Genomic DNA, 17,773 nt, shown 5'->3' with positions numbered 1-17,773 from the left:
GCACGGGCTCGCTCCGCACGGCGTCTCGCCGACCCGGCGCCATCATGTCCTCCGGCCGTCGTGCCTTCCGTGCCGCCCACCCCGCGTCGGCGAGGTGCGGTGCGGTGACATTCAGCCGGAGGGGGTCGGCGTGGGCGAAGGGGCGGCGGTCGGCATGCCGGGGAACGCGGACGGCTGGGCGGGCCGGAAGGAGTAGGCCCGGGTGACCGCCTCTTGCATGGCCAGCGCGGCGTAGCGGCGCAGCGACACATCCTGCGCGGCCGCCAGCTCCAGATAGGCGGCCGTGACACCGCTCTCCAGATGCGCGGCCAGCTTGGCCGCCAGCGTGGCGTTGGAGGGGAAGAACGGCAGCGCGTAGGACGCGTCGGGCTCGATCGGCCGGCCGCCGCGCGTCGTGATGAACCCCCGCAACTGGTCGCGGCGCGCCCGGTGGGCGTCGAACGCCGCGCTCATCCTGTCCCGCAGCGACCCGGACGTCCGCGCCCCCAATAGCCCGTACGCGAACAGCGCGGCGTGCTCGGCGGCCAGCGCCTTGCGCAACTTCTCGACGTCGCCGGCGTTCACAGGGACCTCGGCAGGGCGGCGGCGTGGGCGGCCTCGCAGGCGCCGATGCTGGCGATGAGCTGGGCCATCCCGGGCGAGACGCTCGCGAGCTGGCGGGCCCGCAGCGCCGCGGCCTTGCGCTCGAGGTCGCGCAGCCGCGACAGCGACGTCTTCGGCGTGGCGGACGGCGTCGCGGAGCCCGAGGCGGACAACCTCGCAGGGGCCGAGGCGGTGGCCTTGACGTGCTTGCGCAGCTCGTCCAGATGGGCCTGGTGGCGGTCCCTGAAGGGAACCAGCTTCTGCGCCCCTCCCGCGATCAGGGAGGAATAGAGGGCGATCGTCCGCTCTTTCTCGGCGATCAAATCTTTCAGCAGGAGCGTCTCGGGGGAGTCCGGAGCCTGGGCGGGTGGCTGCGGCGGGCCGGAGGCGTTGCAGGCGGTGAGAGCGGCCGCTCCGCCCGCCAGCAAGACCCGCCGGGAGAGGTGACGCGGACGCACGGACAGGAACCTCCAGTATTACGGGACCCGGATAGCATCGTACGGGCTCCTGCCCGCGATCGCTGTCGGTGACGCTCGCCATTCGGCCGAGACGAGTGGCGCTCTTTTCGTGCCCTCATACAGATAGGGTGTCAACTGTCGTCGCTGGCTGTGCGGCCAGGCGGCGGAGAGCCAGAGGCGAGGTCCGCCCGGCTGAGACATGACAATAGGGGAGGTCGATATGGGCAGCGCATCACCCCGCGACCACCTGATAAAGCTCCTGGAGCCCGTGGTCAGCGCGGAGGGTCTCGACCTGGAGGACATCACGGTCACCCAGGCAGGCAAGAGACGGCTGCTGCGCGTGATCGTCGATCGCGACGGCGGCGTGAGCCTCGACGACGTGGCCGACGTGAGCCAGGCCGTCTCCGCGGCGTTGGACGACGACAACGCGATGGGCCAGGCGGCTTACACGCTGGAGGTCTCCTCGCCGGGTGTCGACCGCCCTCTCACCGAGCCGCGCCACTGGCGGCGTGCTGCCAAACGCCTGGTGAAGGCCGAGATGCGAGACGGCACCGTGGTGGAGGGCCGGATCACGGCGGCGGACGAGAGCGGCGTCGACCTCGACATCGCGGGCGCCGCACGCCGGCTTGATTACGAAGACCTGACCCGGGGACGGGTGCAGGTGGAGTTCCGCCGGATCGACGACGTCGACGGCGACGAAGGCTAAGGGGGAGCCGCCGTGGACATCGACATGAGCGTCCTGCGCAGCCTGGAACGTGAAAAGGACATCTCCTTCGACCTGGTGGTCAAGGCGATCGAGGACGCGCTGCTGATCGCATACTTCCGGACCGAGGGCGCGGCCTCCAAGGCGCGTGCCGAGCTCGACAGGGGCAGCGGTCACGTGACCATCTGGGCGGCCGAGCTCGACGAGGAGGGCGACGTCGTCAGGGAGTTCGACGACACACCCAACAACTTCAGCAGGATCGCCGCCACCACCGCCAAGCAGGTCATCCTGCAGCAGCTGCGCGACGCCGAAGACGAGATCAACTTCGGTGAGTTCGCCAGCCGGGAGGGCGAGCTGGTCTCCGGCGTCATCCAGCAGGGCAAGGACCCCCGCGTGGTGCTCGTCGACCTGGGCAAGGTCGAGGCCGTGCTGCCGCACGCCGAGCAGGTCCCCGGCGAGGAATACGTGCACGGCGAGCGCATCCGCGCCTACGTGGTGCAGGTGAAGAAGGGCCACAAGGGCCCCTCGATCACCTTGTCGCGCACGCATCCCGGGCTGGTGAAGAAGCTGTTCGCGCTGGAGGTCCCTGAGATCGCCGACGGCACCGTGGAGATCGCCGCGGTGGCGCGTGAGGCCGGGCACCGTACGAAGATCGCCGTCAGGTCGCGCAAGCCCGGCGTCAACGCCAAGGGCGCGTGCATCGGGCCGATGGGCTCGCGCGTGCGCAACGTGATGACGGAGCTTCACGGCGAGAAGATCGACATCATCGACTGGTCGGAGGACCCGGCGGAGTTCGTCGGGAATGCCCTGTCGCCCGCGCGCGTTTCCCACGTCGAGGTTCTCGATTTGGAGGGGCGTGTCGCGAGAGTGACGGTGCCCGACTACCAGCTGTCGCTGGCCATCGGGAAAGAGGGGCAGAATGCCCGGCTTGCCGCACGGCTCACGGGATGGCGGATCGACATCCGGCCCGACACCCAAGCGGAAGATGCCGCCGGTTCCGTAGATGCGTCAACACGGTAAGCTGGAATATGGTGGCCAAGCGGGCCCACAGCGCACCTGTGTGGGCTGCAGGGTTCGCACGGCTAAGTCCGAGCTGCTCCGCCTGGTGAAGGTCGAGGACCATGTGGTCCCTGACCTGCGAGGACGGCTTCCTGGCCGGGGTGCGTCGCTGCATCCGTCCTTGAGCTGTCTGGAGCTCGCCGAGCGGCGCCGGGCGTTTCCACGCGCGTTTCGCGTGCCGGGACCGCTCGACGTCTCGAGCGTGCGGGCACACCTGGAGGGAGAACCACGAAATGTCATGTAGGACGCCGAGTTGATGGGCGGAGTCAGATTGCTATGAGCGCCTGATGAGCACGCGGCGATGAAGACGTCAAGGTAGCGACGGTCCGGACGGCACAGCCAGCCTCCCGGGCCGAGTAAGGGAGTGCAGTGGCGAAGGTCCGGGTATACGAGCTCGCTAAGGAGTTCGGCGTAGAGAGCAAGGTCGTCATGGCCAAGCTCCAAGAGATGGGAGAGTTCGTCCGTTCGGCGTCCTCGACCATCGAAGCGCCGGTGGTCCGCAGGCTCACCGAAGCTCTGGGCGCATCGAAGGGTGGGCCCTCTAGAGGCGGCGGAATGCCGTCCAACAAACCGCAGCCGCCAAGGGCTGCTCCCCGGCCGGCGGACAGCCAGGCCGGCAACGGCGCCCCACAGGCGCCGGTTCCAAGTCCTCCGCGTCCGGCTCCGGGTCCTGGTCCCAGGCCTGGTCCCAGCCCGCGGCCGGGTCCCGCGGGCGGCGCTGAGCCGCGCCCGCCGGTGCCCATGCCGCACCAGCCGCAGCAGCAGCCGGAAGCCGCGCGTGGTGAGACGCCTCAGGCTCCGCAGGCGCGATTCGAGAGCGGGAGCTCCGGTGCGCCCGCTCGGCCGGCTCCTGGTCCGCGTCCGGTCCCGGGCGCTCGCCCGGGACCCAAGCCCGGCCCCAGCCCTCGTCCGGGTGGTCCCGGTGGCGGCGGCTCGGCGCAGGCGCCGCGGCCCGGTGGTCAGCGCGACGGCGGCGCTCCGCGTCCCGGTGGTCAGCGTGACGGCGGCGCTCCGCGTCCCGGCGCGCCCGCCGGTGGCGGCGGTCCGCGCCCTGGTCCAGGGCCGAAGCCGGGTCCGCGTGGCCCGCGTCCTGGCAACAACCCGTTCTCGTCGACGGCCAGCGGCATGGGTCAGGCCCGGCCGCCGCGGCCCGGTGGTCAGCGCGACGGCGGCGGCCCCGGCCAGCGCGAGCGTCGCGACGGTCCGCCGCGTGACGGCCGCGACGGCGCGATGCCGCGTCCGCCGCAGGGTCGTGGCGGCGACAGGCCCACTCCTGGGCCGCGTCCCGGTCCGCCTGCCGGCGGTCCGCGTCCGGGTCCCGGTGCGGGCGGTCCCCGTCCCGGTGGTCCGCGTCCTAACCCGATGATGATGCCTCAGGGTCGTCCCAGCGGTCCGGGCGGCGGCGGCGGTGGCGGCGGTCGTCCCGGTGGGGGCGGCGGCGGTGGCGGTCGTCCCGGTGGGGGCGGCGGCGGTGGCGGTCGTCCCGGTGGGGGCGGCGGCGGTGGCGGTCGTCCCGGCGGCTTCGCCGGTCGTCCCGGTGGCGCCGGCACTGGTGCGGGTCCGCGCACGGGCACCGGTGGTCCCGGTGGCGGTGGCGGCTTCGGCGGCCGTCCGGGCCCCGGCGGTCGTGGCCGTGGCGGCGGCACCGCGGGAGCCTTCGGGCGTCCCGGCGGGCGTCCCGCTCGTGGCCGCAAGTCCAAGCGCCAGAGGCGCCAGGAGTTCGACAACATGTCGGCGCCGGCGATCGGCGGCGTGCAGGTCGCTCGCGGCAACGGCGCGACGATCCGCCTGCCGCGCGGTGCGTCGCTGTCCGACTTCGCCGACCGCATCGGCGCCAACCCCGCCGCGCTCGTGCAGATCATGCTGCACCTCGGCGAGATGGTGACCGCGACTCAGTCGGTCAACGAGGAGACGCTGCAGCTGCTCGGCGCCGAGCTGGACTACAACATCCAGGTCGTCAGCCCGGAGGAGGAGGACCGCGAGCTTCTCGAGGCCTTCGACATCGAGTTCGGCGAGGACGAGGGCGACGAGGCCGACCTGGCCGCGCGTCCGCCGGTCGTGACCGTCATGGGTCACGTCGACCACGGTAAGACCAAGCTGCTCGACGCCATCCGCAAGACCAATGTGGTGGCGCGCGAGGCGGGTGGCATCACCCAGCACATCGGCGCTTACCAGGTGTCCGCCGACCACGAGGGCCAAGACCGGAGGATCACCTTCATCGACACCCCGGGTCACGAGGCGTTCACCGCCATGCGTGCCCGAGGCGCCAAGTCCACCGACATCGCGGTGCTGGTGGTCGCGGCCGACGACGGTGTGAAGCCGCAGACGATCGAGGCGCTCAACCACGCCCAGGCGGCCGACGTGCCGATCGTGGTCGCGGTCAACAAGATCGACAAGGAGGGCGCGGACCCCAACAAGGTGCGGGCCCAGCTCACCGAATACGGTCTGGTGGCCGAGGAATTCGGCGGTTCCACGCTGTTCGCCGACATCTCGGCGAAGAACGGCACCGGAATCGAGGCGCTCCTCGAGTCCATCCTGCTCACCGCCGACGCCGAGCTCGACCTGCGGGCCAACCCGACGATGGACGCCCAGGGCATCGCGATCGAGGCGCACCTCGACAAGGGCCGTGGCCCCGTCGCGACCGTCCTGGTCCAGCGCGGCACGCTCCGGGTCGGCGACTCGATCGTGTGTGGCGAGGCCTTCGGCCGCGTCCGCGCGATGCTCGACGACAACGGCGACGCGGTCGAAGAGGCCACGCCGTCGCGTCCGGTCCTGGTGATGGGTCTGACGGCCGTGCCGAGCGCCGGTGACAACTTCATCGTCGTCACCGACGACCGGATGGCCCGCCAGATCGCCCAGCAGCGCGCGGCGCGCAAGCGCAGCGCCGACATGGCGAAGTCGAGCCGTCGCCGCACCCTCGAGGAGCTGTTCAGCGACCTCGAGAAGGGCCGCGTCGACGAGCTCAAGCTCATCATCAAGGGTGACGTGTCCGGTTCGGTGGAGGCCCTGGAAGACGCCCTGCTCAAGATCGATGTCGGCGACGAGGTCAGGCTCCGTGTCCTGCACCGCGCGGTCGGCGCGATCACCGAGTACGACGTCAACCTGGCCGTCGCCGACGACAACGCGGTCATCATCGGCTTCAACGTCCGCCCCGAGCCTCGGGCGCGCGACCTGGCCGAGCGCGAGGGCGTCGACATCCGCTACTACTCGGTCATCTACCAGGCGATCGAGGAAATCGAAGCGGCGCTCAAGGGCATGCTCAAGCCCGAGTACGAAGAGGTCCAGCTGGGCACCGCGGAGATCCGCGCGATCTTCAAGGTGCCGAAGATCGGCAACATCGCCGGTTCGGTGGTCCGCTCGGGCAGGATCGTGCGCAACAGCAAGGCGCGCCTCATCCGCGAAGGCGTCGTCGTGTCCGACAACCTCACCGTCTCCTCGCTGCGGCGGGAGAAGGACGATGTCACCGAGGTCCGCGAGGGCTTCGAGTGCGGCATCGGTGTCGGCTACAACGACATCAAGGAAGGCGACACCATCGAAACCTTCGAGATGCGGGAGAAGCCGCGAGACTGACAAGCGGCATGGCGCCCGGCGGGACATCCGCCGGGCGCCTCTCGCACGTCCTGGCCTGGTCCCCACCGCAGCAGGCCGCCCGTGCGTTCACCACACCAGGCCAAGCGGTGGTAGACAACGATGTATGTGGGTGCTCTGACCCTGGACATCCTGCTCGGCGACGTGCGTTCGCTGAAGCAGAAGCGCTCTGCCGTCCGGCCTCTGATCGCCGAGTTGCAGCGACGTTATCCCAGCATCGCGGTGGCCGAGACCGGCCATCTCGACCTGCATCGCAGGGCTGAGATCGGCGTCGCGGTGATCTCCGCCTCCGCGGGCAACTGCAAAGAGGTGATGGACGCCTGCGAGCGGATGGTGGCCTTCCGCCCTGAGATCGAGCTGCTGTCGGCCAGGCAGCGGCTCTACACCGACGAAGATTGAACGACAGCACGGCCAGGTCGTGCGTGAGGGGGAGCGAACATGGTGGATGCCGCACGAGCGCGCAAGCTCGCCGACCGCATCCAGCAGATCGTCGCTGAGATGCTGGAGCGCCGGATCAAGGATCCACGTCTGGGCTTCGTCACCGTGACCGACACGCGCATCACCGCTGACCTGCGGGATGCGACGGTCTTCTACACGGTGTTCGGCTCCGAGGCTGAGCGCGCCGACAGCGCGGCCGCCCTGGAGAGCGCCAAGGGGATCCTCCGCTCCGAAGTCGGCCGCCAGACCGGCGTGCGCTTCGCCCCGACGCTCACCTTCAAGCACGACCCGCTGCCCGACAGCGCCCGCCACCTCGACGACCTCATCAACGCCGCCCGGGCGCGGGACGCCGAGGTGGCGCGCCAGGCCAAGGAGGCGGCGTACGCGGGCGACGCGGATCCTTACCGGAAGCCCGACGAGGACGAGGACGAGCCGGCGTGACGCCCGACGTCAGAGACCGGGCCGACCGGCCGGCACGCCTTGAGTCCCGCAACGGCGTCGGCGGCGGCACGATACCGGAGAGCGCCTGGAACCGGGCGCTGCATCTGATCGACCAGGCCGACGAGGTCGCCCTGGTCTGCCACGTGACGCCCGATGGTGACGCGCTCGGCTCGATGCTGGCCGTGGCCTTCGTGCTGCGGTCGATGGGCAAGCGCGTCGCGGCGTCGTTCGGCGATCGGCCGTTCGAGGTGCCGCGGCTGCTGCGGTTCCTGCCCGGGCAGGAGATGCTGGTGCAGCCGGAGGAGTTCCCCGCCGCGCCCCAGCTGGTGATCTCGTTCGACTCCTCGACGTTCGAACGGCTGGGGCCGCTGAGCGACAACACCGCCAGGGCGCGCGAGGTCATCGTGGTGGACCACCACCCGTCCAACGCCGGATTCGGCACGCTCGCGCTCATCGACCCCAAGGCCGCCGCCACCGCGATGCTGGCCGAACAGCTCATCTACCGGCTGGGCGGGCGACTCGACCGGGACATCGCCACGTGCCTGTACGCGGGCCTCGTGACCGACACCGGCTCCTTCCGCCACTCCTCGACCACGCCTGCCGTGCACCAGATGGCGGCCAGGCTCGTGGCGACGGGGCTGCGTACCGACGAGATCGCCCGCGAGCTGTGGGACCGCTCGCCGTTCGGCTACCTCAAGGTGCTGTCGGCCGCGCTGGACCGGGCGATGCTGGAGGGCGGGCTGGTGTGGACGTACGTGACGCGGGTGGACCGGGCCGCGTACGGGCTGCCGTACGCCGAGCTCGAGGGCATCATCGACATCGTGCGGCGCACCGACGAGGCCGAGGTGGCGGTCGTGCTCAAGGAGGACGACCAGGGCGCCTGGCAGGTGTCCACCAGGTCCAAGGGCACCGCCGACGTGGCCGCCGCGTGCGCGGCGCTGGGCGGCGGCGGGCACCACAACGCGGCCGGCTACACCTCGCACGCCACCGTGGAGGAGACCATGGCCGCCTTCAAGCGCGAGCTGGGGATGGCGTGAGGGCAGCCGGACCAGGCGGAATGGCGTTCGGACGAGGGCAGGGGATGGCTTGATGGCCGAGAGCGGTCTGATCATCGTCGACAAGCCGGCCGAGTGGACGTCCCACGACGTGGTGGCCAAGATGCGGCGCATCGCCGGCACCCGCCGTGTGGGGCACGCCGGCACGCTCGACCCTATGGCGACGGGCGTGCTCGTGATCGGCGTCGAGAAGGCGACCAGGCTGCTCGGGCACCTGATGCTGACCGAGAAGGTCTACGAGACCACGATCAGGCTCGGCGTCAGCACGAACACCGACGACGCCGAGGGCGAGGTGACCGCCACCGCCTCGGCGGCCGGCGTGACGGCGGCCGAGATCCACAAGGGCGTCGCCGCGCTGACCGGGGAGATCATGCAGATCCCGCCCCAGGTCAGCGCCATCAAGGTGAACGGGCAGCGGGCCTACAAGATGGCCCGGGCGGGCGAGGCGGTCGAGCTGTCGGCCAGGCCCGTCACCGTGCGGGGGTTCGACGTGCTGGACATCAGGGTCCACGATGACGTGGTGGACGTGGACGCGGTCGTGACCTGCTCCAGCGGCACCTACATCCGCTCGCTGGCCCGCGACCTGGGTGCTTCGCTCGGGGTCGGGGGGCATCTGACGCGGCTGCGGCGTACCCGCGTGGGGCCCTATGACCTGTCGCTGGCCAGGAGCATCGAGCAGCTTGCCGAGGAATGCGTGATCCTGCCGATCGGGGAGGCGGTGGCGGCGGCGTTCCCGCGCAGGGACGTGACGGCCGAGGAGGCCCGTGTCGTCGCGCACGGCGGGCGGCTACCCGCGACCGGTCTCGGAAAAGGGCCGATCGGCGTGTTCGGGCCGGAGGGGGAGTTGCTCGCGCTGGTCGAGGAGCAGGGCAAAACCGCCAAACCCCTCGCCGTCTTCGCCGGCTGAGCCGATTCGCCGGACGGATCGCGCGGCGTCGCGCCGTGAGCGACGACCGCCGCCGGTCGGTGGCGTGTGCGCGCGGCGGCTCGACGACCGCGTATGCGCGGGCGTCCGTGCCCGATGGTGCCCCGTGCCCGATGGTGCCCCGTGCCGTGTGGCGGCGGTGCCGGACGGTCGGCGAGTCTGCCGGCGCTCGGGCGGGTTGCGGGCGCTTGGGCGGGTTTGCGGCGCTCAGGCGGGTTTGCGGGCGACGATGATGTCGCGGACGATCGCCTGGTCCACCCAGTGCTCGAAGTCGGGGTAGTCCATCACCCGGAGACCGGCCGCGGTGAGGATCTCCGCCAGGTCGGAGCTCTTGCCGCCGTAGGTGTTCCAGGCGATGCCCATCGCGCCGCCAGGACGCAGCAGTTCGGCCCACACGGGCACCGCCTGGCGCAACAGCTCCAGAGGGCTGCGGGACAGGCCGGAGCCGCCCTTGCTGCCGTGCTGGACCCCATAGGGAGCGTCGGTCACCAGGACGTCGAACGAGCGGGGCTTGAAGAACTCGCGGCTCTTGTGGGTGTCGGCGTTGACCACGGCCAGGTGCTGCACGTCGCCCGCCTTGACCGCCTCCTTCGACAGCCCGAACGTGACGTTCAGCCGCCGCCCGACCAGGGCCCGCTCGCGGCGCACCGGCACGGTCTCGGCGGTGTGCTTGAGCCGCTTGTTGCGGAGCCAGGTCTTGATGAAGCCGGAGTAGGCCTCGAAGTCCTTGCCGTCGACGTCGATCCCGTAAGCGTCGTAGCCGTACATGAGGGCCTGGTTGAGCGTCGTGCCCCGGCCGCACAGCGGATCGAACACCGACAGCCGCTCGCCCAGCCCCTTGTCCCCGGCCAACGCCGTGACATTGAGCAGCAGTTTGGTGAAGTGCTCGTTGGTCTTTCCCGCGTACTTCTGGATGGTGATCAGGTCGCTGCTCAGCCGGTCGAGCGACTGCATCAGGAGCGGTCTGAGCAGCTCGCCCTCGATGCCAAAAATTGCGTAAACCGAGGAAAGATTTGACAAAAGCGAAATGTCCGGCTGGGTGAGCGGCTCAGCCGTCTCGAACGTCACGTACGGCACGCCGCCGATGGCGGTCTCCGCGCTGTCCAGCACCTCGCACTGAAGGGCCCGCGCGCCGAAGACCGCCAGCTCGCTCTTCGTCAGCCGGACGGAGCTCTCACCGTAGACCCGGTTGAAGGCAGGCAGAATCAGAAGCGCGTATCGAGGCATGATGCTCGATCCTATCCCCCTCGGTTACGGGGAACCGTGACGCGCGTGGCAGGCTTGTGGGGGATTGATCCGCCACGAGCGAATGGGGCCTAGCGTGCAGGGTTCGGGAAGGTCTGTCGTCACCATCGGTGTGTACGACGGGGTCCACCGCGGGCACCAGCGGGTTGTCGAGCGGGCCGTCGCCGTCGCCGGGGAGCGGGGGCTGCCTGCGGTTGCCGTCACGTTCGAGCCGCATCCCGATGAGGTCGTGCGACCCGGGTCGCATCCGCAGCGGCTCACGAGCCTCAGGCGCAGGGCCGAGTTGCTGACCGGGCTGGGGGTGGACGAGATCGACGTGGTGGAGTTCACGCTCGAGGTGTCGCGGACCAGTCCTGCCGACTTCGCGCAATCGGTGCTGGCCGAACGGGAGCGGGCCGCGGTCGTGGTGGTGGGAGAGGATTTCGTGTTCGGCCAGGGTGCGAGCGGCGACGTCGAGACATTGCGGACGCTGGGCGATAAGTACGACTTCGAGGTGGAGGTCGTGCCCAGGCTCGGCGGCGTCTCGTCCACCGGCATCCGCGAGCTCATCGTGGCCGGGGACGTCGTGGGCGCGGCGGCGGCGCTCGGGCGGCCGCACCGGGTGGAAGGCGTGGTCGTCCGCGGCTATCAGCGAGGGCGCCAGCTCGGCTTCCCGACCGCGAACGTGGAGACGCGGCAGCACACCGCGATCCCCGCCGACGGGGTTTACGCGGGCTGGCTGGAGTGCGTGCCCGTGGCCAACCTGCCCGCCCTGTACGCGGGGGAGCGGTGGCCGGCGGCGATTTCGGTCGGCACGAATCCGACGTTCGAGGGGGTGCCGCGGACGGTGGAGGCGTACGCGCTGGACCGGGACGACCTGGAGCTCTACGGGGTGCACGTGGCGGTGGACTTCGCCGCCCGCCTGCGCGGCAACACCCGCTTCGAGTCGATCGACGCGCTGATCGAGCAGATCCATGCCGACGTCGCCGCCACTCGGCGCCTCACAAGCTGAACACCCGAGCACCCGGCCCTAGGTGGTAGTCTTGCATGTCGGCTCTGTAACGGCGGCGCTGCGCGCTGCCCATGACGGCCTTCATGCGGCGACTGTAGGCACGCACGGTCGTTCGCGCATTCGTCACATTAGCGCGTGCCTGTAGATAGAAGGAGAGCCGTGTCCCTCGACACCGCTGCCAAGAAGTCCATCATCGGCGAATACGCCACGACCGAGGGTGACACCGGATCGCCCGAGGTGCAGATCGCACTGCTGAGCAAGCGCATCAGCGAGCTCACTGAGCACCTGAAGACGCACAAGCACGACCACCACAGCCGTCGTGGCCTGCTTCTGCTCGTCGGTCGCCGGCGCCGCCTGCTGAAGTACCTGCAGAAGGTCGACATCCAGCGCTACCGTTCGCTCATCGAGCGGCTCGGCCTGCGCCGATAACATGGAAGGGAGCGGCACCGCGCCGCTCCCTTCTCCATATGGGTAGAGGCTCATATGAGCTCGGGCGCGTGGCGACGTGAAATGGTCCCACCGCCTGACGTACAACTGAAGATTCCGAGACACACAGCCCCCGCGTCCGCTCAGCACCATGCGACCCGCGACGCCTGCGGGCCGGTCCTCGGTAGTGGCTTCCGGTAGCAGTGACAGCATGTCTGACTGTGACATTCAACCGGGCGCTTCGATCGAAGACCGGCGCTGCACCTAACGAGGGTGCCGGTGAGAAAAGGGCGCGGGAGACCGACCACAAGGAGGTCCCCCGTGGAGGGTGTCCACACTGCTGAAGCCGTCATAGACAACGGCTCATTCGGCACGCGCACGATCCGGTTCGAGACCGGACGGCTCGCGCGCCAGGCGGCCGGTTCCGCCGTCGCCTACCTCGACAACGACACGATGGTGCTCTCGGCGACCACCGCGTCGAAGACTCCGAAGGACCAGTTCGACTTCTTCCCGCTGACGGTGGACGTCGAGGAGCGAATGTACGCCGCCGGGCGCATCCCCGGCTCGTTCTTCCGCCGCGAGGGTCGTCCCTCCGAGGACGCCATCCTCACCTGTCGCCTGATCGACCGGCCGCTGCGCCCGTCGTTCGTCAAGGGCCTGCGCAACGAGATCCAGGTTGTGGCCACCATCATGGCGCTCAACCCCGACCACCTCTACGACGTGGTCGCCATCAATGCCGCGTCCCTGTCGACGCAGCTGGCGGGCCTGCCGTTCTCCGGCCCGATCGGCGGCGTGCGGGTGGCGCTGATCGAGGGCCAGTGGGTGGCGTTCCCGACGCACCACGAGCTGGAGTCGGCCACGTTCGACATGGTCGTGGCGGGCCGGGTGCTCGACGACGGCGATGTCGCGATCATGATGGTCGAGGCCGAGTCCACCAGGGACACGCTCAAGCTGGTCGCCGAGGGCGCCGTCGCGCCCACCGAGGAGACCGTCGCGCAGGGTCTGGAGGCCTCCAAGCCCTTCATCAAGGTGCTCTGCGAGGCGCAGTCGCGCATCGCGCAGGTCGCCGCGAAGGAGACGGCCGAATACCCGGTCTTCCTGGAATACCAGGAGGACGCCTTCGCCGCGGTCGAGTACGCGGTGAAGAACGAGCTGGCCGCCGCGCTGACCATCGCCGGCAAGCAAGAGCGCGAGAACGAGGTGGAGAAGGTCAAGGCGCTGGTCGCCGAGAAGCTCCTGCCCGACTTCGAGGGACGCGAGAAGGAGATCAGCGCCGCGTTCCGCTCCGTGATGAAGAAGCTCATGCGTGAGCGGGTCGTCAAGGAGGGCGTGCGCATCGACGGCCGCGGCACCAAGGACATCCGCGCGCTGTCGGCCGAGGTCCACGTGGTGCCGCGGGTGCACGGCTCGGCGTTGTTCGAGCGTGGCGAGACCCAGATCATGGGCATCACGACGCTCAACATGCTGCGCATGGAGCAGAACATCGACACGCTCAACCCTGAGCGGACCAAGCGTTACATGCACAACTACAACTTCCCGCCCTACTCCACCGGCGAGACCGGCCGGGTGGGCTCGCCCAAGCGGCGCGAGATCGGCCACGGCGCGCTGGCCGAGCGGGCGCTGATCCCGGTGCTGCCCACGCGCGAGGAGTTCCCGTACGCCATCCGCCAGGTCTCCGAGGCGCTCGGCTCCAACGGCTCCACCTCGATGGGCTCGGTGTGCGCGTCCACGATGGCGCTGCTCGACGCCGGTGTGCCGCTCAAGGAGATGGTCGCGGGCATCGCGATGGGCCTGATCGGCGAGGGCGACACCTACGTCACGCTGACCGACATCCTCGGCGCCGAGGACGCCATGGGCGACATGGACTTCAAGGTCGCCGGCACCAAGGACGTCATCACCGCCCTGCAGCTCGACACCAAGCTCGACGGCATCCCGGCCTCCGTGCTGGCCGCCGCGCTCAAGCAGGCCAAGGGCGCCCGTCTGGCGATCCTCGACGTGATGCAGGAGGCGATCGCTTCCCCGGCGGAGATGAACCCGACCGCGCCGCGCATCATCACCATCAAGGTCCCGGTCGACAAGATCGGCGAGGTCATCGGCCCGAAGGGCAAGATGATCAACCAGATCCAGGACGACACGGGCGCCGAGATCACCATCGAGGACGACGGCACGATCTACATCGGCGCCACCGACGGCCCGTCCGCCGAGGCCGCGCGGTCGGCGATCAACGCCATCGCCAACCCGCACATGCCGGAGGTCGGCGAGCGCTACCTGGGCACGGTCGTCAAGATCGCCGCCTTCGGCGCGTTCATCTCGCTCATGCCGGGCAAGGACGGCCTGCTGCACGTCTCGCAGATCCGCAAGCTGCACGGCGGCAAGCGCATCGAGAACGTCGAGGACGTGATGAGCGTCGGCGAGAAGATCCAGGTCGAGATCGCCGAGATCGACGGCCGCGGCAAGCTCTCGCTGGTGCCGGTCGAGGTCATCGAGAAGGAGGCCGCCGAGAAGGAGGCGAAGGCCCCCGCGGGCGATGGCGAGACCACCGAGCCCGAGGAGGCCGCCGCGCCGGCCGAGGACAAGTCCGAGCGGCCCCGCCGCACCCGCACGCGCGTCCGCACCCGCAGTAGCAACGGCGGCGGCGAGGGGGACGACCGCAACACGTGAGTACTACCACGCTGCACCCCGGCAAGGACGGAGCCGGGGTGGTAAGGCGCACCGTCCTTCCGGGTGGGCTGCGCGTGGTGACCGAGACCATGCCGACCGTGCGCAGCGTCGCGGTCGGCATGTGGGTCGGCATCGGCTCGCGTGACGAGGCCCCCGAGCACATGGGGGCCACCCACTTCCTCGAACACCTGCTGTTCAAGGGCACTCCGACCCGCGACGCCATGGAGATCTCCGCCTCCATCGAGGGCATCGGCGGTGAGATCAACGCCTTCACCGCCAAGGAATACACCTGCTACTACGCCCGCGTGCTCGACGAGGACCTGCCGATCGCGGTCGACGTGCTCGCCGACGTGGTGACCAGCTCGCTGGTGACCGACGAGGACGTCGAGTCCGAGCGTGGCGTGATCCTCGAGGAGATCGCCATGCACGACGACGACCCCTCGGACGTGGTGCACGAGCAGTTCGCCGCCGAGCTCTACGGTGACTCGCCGATCGGCCGGCCCATCCTGGGCACGGTCGAGTCGATCAACGCGCTCGGGCGCGACCGGATCGCCGAGTACTACCAGCGCTACTACCGGCCCCGCCGTACGGTGGTGTCGGTGGCGGGCAACATACGGCACGAGGAGGTCGTCGAGCTCGTCACCAGGGCGTACGAGCGGGCGGGCGCGCTGAGCGGCCCCGCCGAGTTCGCCGCGCCGCGCACCAGCGGCCCGGGCGCCGGCTCGCGCTCCGGCGTCAGGGTGCTCGACCGGCCCACCGAGCAGGCCAACCTCGTGCTCGGCACGACCGGGCTGTCCCGTACCGACGATCGCAGGTTCGCGCTGGGCGTGCTGAACGCGGCGCTGGGCGGCGGCATGTCGTCCAGGCTCTTCCAGGAGATCAGGGAGAAGCGCGGCCTGGCCTACTCCGCCTACAGCTACACCTCGGCGTACGCCGACACCGGTCAGTTCGGCATCTACGTCGGATGCCTGCCGTCGAAGATCGACGACGTGCTGAAGATCTGCCGGGACGAGCTGATCAGGGTGGTGGACCAAGGGCTGAGCGCAGACGAGATCATGCGTGGCAAGGGGCAGATGCGCGGCGGGCTCGTGCTCGGCCTGGAGGACACGGGCTCGCGCATGTCGCGCATCGGCAAGAACGAGCTGGTCTACGAGGAGCTCATGTCGGTGGACGAGGTGCTGTCCCGCATCGAGGCCGTCACTCCTGACGAGATCTCCGAGATCGCCAGGGACGTGCTCAATCGGCCGCTCACGCTCGCCGTGATCGGCCCGTACGGCGACAAGGACTTCACCGACGCCGTCCGCTGACCCGGCCGTCATCGCGGCGGGCCGCAGGCAGCGGCCTGCCGCCACACTCCACCTCGGGCGGGCCGCGTGCTGCGGTCCGCCTTCCGTCCATGAGCAGGTGCGCGCGTCCAGCCCTTACCAGCGGTCTCCCTGACGGGTGTGCCCTAAGGTGAACATGTGCGCCTGACGTGACGCGGTCTGAGCGACGCGGTCTGAGCGACGCGGTCTGAGCGACGCGGTCTGAGCGACGCGACTGAGCGACGCGATGCGACGCGACCTGGCCTGAGCGACGCGACGCGACCTGAGCGACGCGACGCGACCTGAGCGACGCGACCTGAGCGACGCGACCTGAGCGACGCGACCTGAGCGACGCGGCGTGGCGTGGCGTGGCGTGATGCGACATGACGCGACGTAGTGCGTAAGGCGGTGGCGGGCCCGGGTGGGAAGCACGCGCGAGGGCGGTGGTCTGATGGTCGCGTTTCTGGTTGGGATAGGGTTGGGCGTGTGATCAAGGTAGGTGTGCTCGGCGCCCGCGGCCGCGTGGGATCCGAGGTGTGCAAGGCAGTCGAGGCGGCACCCGACATGGAGCTGGTGGCCGCGCTCGACAAGGACGACTCCATCGAGGGCCTGGAGGGCGCGGAGGTGGTGGTCGACTTCACCCACCCCGACGTGGTCATGCGCAACCTCGAATGGGCCATCGCGCACGGCGTGCATCCGGTGGTGGGCACGACCGGTTTCGACGAGGGCCGGCTGGCGACCATACGCGGGTGGCTGGCGGACTCCCCGGGCACCAACTGCCTGATCGCCCCCAACTTCGGCATCGCTGCCGTGCTCATGATGCACTTCGCGCAGCAGGCGGCGCGTCACTTCGAATCCGTCGAGATCATCGAGCTGCACCACCCCAACAAGGCCGACGCCCCCTCCGGCACCGCCACCCGTACCGCGCAGTTGGTGGCCGAGGCGCGGGCTAAGGCCGGCTCCGCCCCGATGCCCGACGCGACCAGCACCGCGCTGGACGGCGCCCGCGGCGCCGACGTGGGTGGGGTGCATGTGCACTCGGTACGCCTGTCCGGGCTCATCGCCCACCAGGAGGTGCTGCTGGGCGGCGACGGCGAGATCCTCACGATCAGGCACGACACGATGAGCAGGTCGGCGTTCACGCCCGGCGTGCTGCTGGGCGTGCGCAGGGTGCGCGAGCTGCCCGGCCTCACCGTGGGCCTGGAGCCACTGCTCGACCTCTGACGAGGCGCCGCGCTGCGCTGAGGTGGCTCTGTGGCGGCTCTGACCTGGCTGCACGGCGTGCCCACCACCTGGCGGGTCGTGGGCACGTCGTGAGGAGAGGGCCCCGGCTCCGCACAGCCGGGCCTACGATCATCAACACTAATACGAGCGGCGAGATCCGCCCGAAACATGAGATCGTGTCGGCATGGTGCGATGGGCGGTGGCCGGCGAGCTGGCCGGGCTGGTGGCGATCGAGCTGGCCGCGGATCGGCTGTTCGAGCAGGTGGGCATCACGTTTCCGCCCGGGACCACCATGATCGAGGAAGTGGACGACCCCGGGTCCGTCCTGGTCGAGGGGGCGCCGCCGGCCGGGTTCGCGCTGGTCGGATGGGTGGACGGCAACCTGCATCTCGATCAGTTGGCGGTCCATCCTGACTACATGCGCCAGGGCATCGGCGGGCGGCTGGTGGCCGCGGTGATCGACCATGCGGAGGCGGTCGGCGCGCCGCACGTGACGCTGACGACGTATCGGGACGTGCCGTGGAACGCGCCCTGGTATGCGCGCCACGGCTTCACCGTGCTCCCCGAGGAGGAGTGGGGGCCGGAGCTGCGGGCGCTGGTGGAGCACGAGCGGGAGCTGGGCATCGAGGTCGCCCCACGCGTGGTGATGAGCCGCGCCATGCACCGCTAAATC

General features: G+C 70.1%; 17 protein-coding genes. 14 read left to right on the top strand and 3 right to left on the bottom strand.

The genetic code is table 11. The features are described 5' to 3' along the window. Positions 1-111 precede the first annotated feature (111 nt). On the bottom strand, positions 112-564 hold the full coding sequence (locus ACTWQA_RS02215; protein WP_443157603.1) for a ferritin-like domain-containing protein: 453 nt from the start codon (positions 562-564) through the stop codon (positions 112-114). Next, positions 561-1,040 (bottom strand): hypothetical protein, encoded by a 480-nt coding sequence (locus tag ACTWQA_RS02210; RefSeq protein WP_443157602.1) that lies wholly within the window; start codon positions 1,038-1,040, stop codon positions 561-563. The genes ACTWQA_RS02215 and ACTWQA_RS02210 overlap by 4 nt, the downstream gene beginning before the upstream one ends. A gap of 220 nt (positions 1,041-1,260) precedes the next feature. Here ACTWQA_RS02210 and rimP point away from each other — a divergent pair, with 220 nt between their 5' ends. The 8 genes from rimP (at position 1,261) to truB (ending at position 9,231) form a co-directional block, all read left to right on the top strand. Continuing rightward, the gene (gene rimP, locus ACTWQA_RS02205; RefSeq protein ID WP_443157601.1) at positions 1,261-1,746 is read left to right on the top strand and encodes a ribosome maturation factor RimP; all 486 of its coding nucleotides are present in this window, start codon (positions 1,261-1,263) and stop codon (positions 1,744-1,746) included. Positions 1,747-1,758: 12 nt separating this feature from the next. After that, positions 1,759-2,763 (top strand): transcription termination factor NusA, encoded by a 1,005-nt coding sequence (gene nusA / locus ACTWQA_RS02200; protein WP_305923034.1) that lies wholly within the window; start codon positions 1,759-1,761, stop codon positions 2,761-2,763. Continuing rightward, complete coding sequence (locus ACTWQA_RS02195) at positions 2,747-3,046, top strand: YlxR family protein (RefSeq protein ID WP_305923033.1); 300 nt, start codon at positions 2,747-2,749, stop codon at positions 3,044-3,046. Before nusA ends, ACTWQA_RS02195 begins: the two co-directional genes overlap by 17 nt. Positions 3,047-3,171: 125 nt before the next feature. After that, positions 3,172-6,372: a translation initiation factor IF-2 gene (gene infB / locus ACTWQA_RS02190; protein ID WP_443157600.1), complete on the top strand. Its 3,201-nt coding sequence runs from the start codon at positions 3,172-3,174 to the stop codon at positions 6,370-6,372. A gap of 120 nt (positions 6,373-6,492) precedes the next feature. Next, entirely contained in the window at positions 6,493-6,789 is a 297-nt protein-coding gene (locus ACTWQA_RS02185; RefSeq protein ID WP_127930718.1) for a DUF503 domain-containing protein, read from the top strand. A gap of 39 nt (positions 6,790-6,828) precedes the next feature. Further along, complete coding sequence (rbfA, locus tag ACTWQA_RS02180) at positions 6,829-7,269, top strand: 30S ribosome-binding factor RbfA (protein ID WP_443157599.1); 441 nt, start codon at positions 6,829-6,831, stop codon at positions 7,267-7,269. Beyond that, the gene (locus ACTWQA_RS02175; RefSeq protein WP_443157598.1) at positions 7,266-8,306 is read left to right on the top strand and encodes a DHH family phosphoesterase; all 1,041 of its coding nucleotides are present in this window, start codon (positions 7,266-7,268) and stop codon (positions 8,304-8,306) included. Before rbfA ends, ACTWQA_RS02175 begins: the two co-directional genes overlap by 4 nt. 52 nt (positions 8,307-8,358) lie before the next feature. Next, complete coding sequence (gene truB, locus ACTWQA_RS02170; protein WP_443157597.1) at positions 8,359-9,231, top strand: tRNA pseudouridine(55) synthase TruB; 873 nt, start codon at positions 8,359-8,361, stop codon at positions 9,229-9,231. 225 nt (positions 9,232-9,456) lie between these two features. Here the strand turns inward: truB and ACTWQA_RS02165 are convergent, their stop codons facing one another. Beyond that, complete coding sequence (locus tag ACTWQA_RS02165) at positions 9,457-10,476, bottom strand: TRM11 family SAM-dependent methyltransferase (protein ID WP_443157596.1); 1,020 nt, start codon at positions 10,474-10,476, stop codon at positions 9,457-9,459. 82 nt (positions 10,477-10,558) lie between these two features. Between ACTWQA_RS02165 and ACTWQA_RS02160 the strand changes: the two genes are divergently transcribed. The 6 genes from ACTWQA_RS02160 to ACTWQA_RS02135 all read left to right on the top strand — a co-directional run bounded on the left by ACTWQA_RS02160 (position 10,559) and on the right by ACTWQA_RS02135 (position 17,770). After that, complete coding sequence (locus ACTWQA_RS02160; RefSeq protein ID WP_443157595.1) at positions 10,559-11,485, top strand: bifunctional riboflavin kinase/FAD synthetase; 927 nt, start codon at positions 10,559-10,561, stop codon at positions 11,483-11,485. A gap of 159 nt (positions 11,486-11,644) precedes the next feature. After that, positions 11,645-11,914 (top strand): 30S ribosomal protein S15, encoded by a 270-nt coding sequence (rpsO, locus tag ACTWQA_RS02155; protein ID WP_127930725.1) that lies wholly within the window; start codon positions 11,645-11,647, stop codon positions 11,912-11,914. 318 nt (positions 11,915-12,232) lie between these two features. Continuing rightward, on the top strand, positions 12,233-14,572 hold the full coding sequence (locus ACTWQA_RS02150; protein WP_443157594.1) for a polyribonucleotide nucleotidyltransferase: 2,340 nt from the start codon (positions 12,233-12,235) through the stop codon (positions 14,570-14,572). After that, entirely contained in the window at positions 14,569-15,879 is a 1,311-nt protein-coding gene (locus tag ACTWQA_RS02145; RefSeq protein ID WP_443157593.1) for a M16 family metallopeptidase, read from the top strand. Before ACTWQA_RS02150 ends, ACTWQA_RS02145 begins: the two co-directional genes overlap by 4 nt. 483 nt (positions 15,880-16,362) lie before the next feature. Then, entirely contained in the window at positions 16,363-17,100 is a 738-nt protein-coding gene (dapB, locus tag ACTWQA_RS02140) for a 4-hydroxy-tetrahydrodipicolinate reductase (RefSeq protein WP_443157592.1), read from the top strand. 184 nt (positions 17,101-17,284) lie between these two features. Beyond that, the gene (locus ACTWQA_RS02135; protein ID WP_443157591.1) at positions 17,285-17,770 is read left to right on the top strand and encodes a GNAT family N-acetyltransferase; all 486 of its coding nucleotides are present in this window, start codon (positions 17,285-17,287) and stop codon (positions 17,768-17,770) included. The last annotated feature ends 3 nt before the right edge of the window (positions 17,771-17,773 follow it).

The organism is Nonomuraea sp. 10N515B, from assembly GCF_052245915.1.
Lineage (GTDB): Bacteria > Actinomycetota > Actinomycetes > Streptosporangiales > Streptosporangiaceae > Nonomuraea.
This window is presented reverse-complemented; position numbering and strand designations above follow the sequence as displayed.

What these genes read in the sequence shown, in the direction of transcription:
- ACTWQA_RS02160 (WP_443157595.1), top strand. Translation starts at nt 10,559, where the DNA reads ATGGGGCCTAGCGTGCAGGGTTCGGGAAGGTCTGTCGTCACCATCGGT.
- ACTWQA_RS02185 (WP_127930718.1), top strand. Translation starts at nt 6,493, where the DNA reads ATGTATGTGGGTGCTCTGACCCTGGACATCCTGCTCGGCGACGTGCGT.
- ACTWQA_RS02135 (WP_443157591.1), top strand. Translation starts at nt 17,285, where the DNA reads ATGGTGCGATGGGCGGTGGCCGGCGAGCTGGCCGGGCTGGTGGCGATC.
- rimP (WP_443157601.1), top strand. Translation starts at nt 1,261, where the DNA reads ATGGGCAGCGCATCACCCCGCGACCACCTGATAAAGCTCCTGGAGCCC.
- rbfA (WP_443157599.1), top strand. Translation starts at nt 6,829, where the DNA reads ATGGTGGATGCCGCACGAGCGCGCAAGCTCGCCGACCGCATCCAGCAG.
- truB (WP_443157597.1), top strand. Translation starts at nt 8,359, where the DNA reads ATGGCCGAGAGCGGTCTGATCATCGTCGACAAGCCGGCCGAGTGGACG.
- ACTWQA_RS02195 (WP_305923033.1), top strand. Translation starts at nt 2,747, where the DNA reads ATGCGTCAACACGGTAAGCTGGAATATGGTGGCCAAGCGGGCCCACAG.
- ACTWQA_RS02165 (WP_443157596.1), bottom strand. Translation starts at nt 10,476, where the DNA reads ATGCCTCGATACGCGCTTCTGATTCTGCCTGCCTTCAACCGGGTCTAC.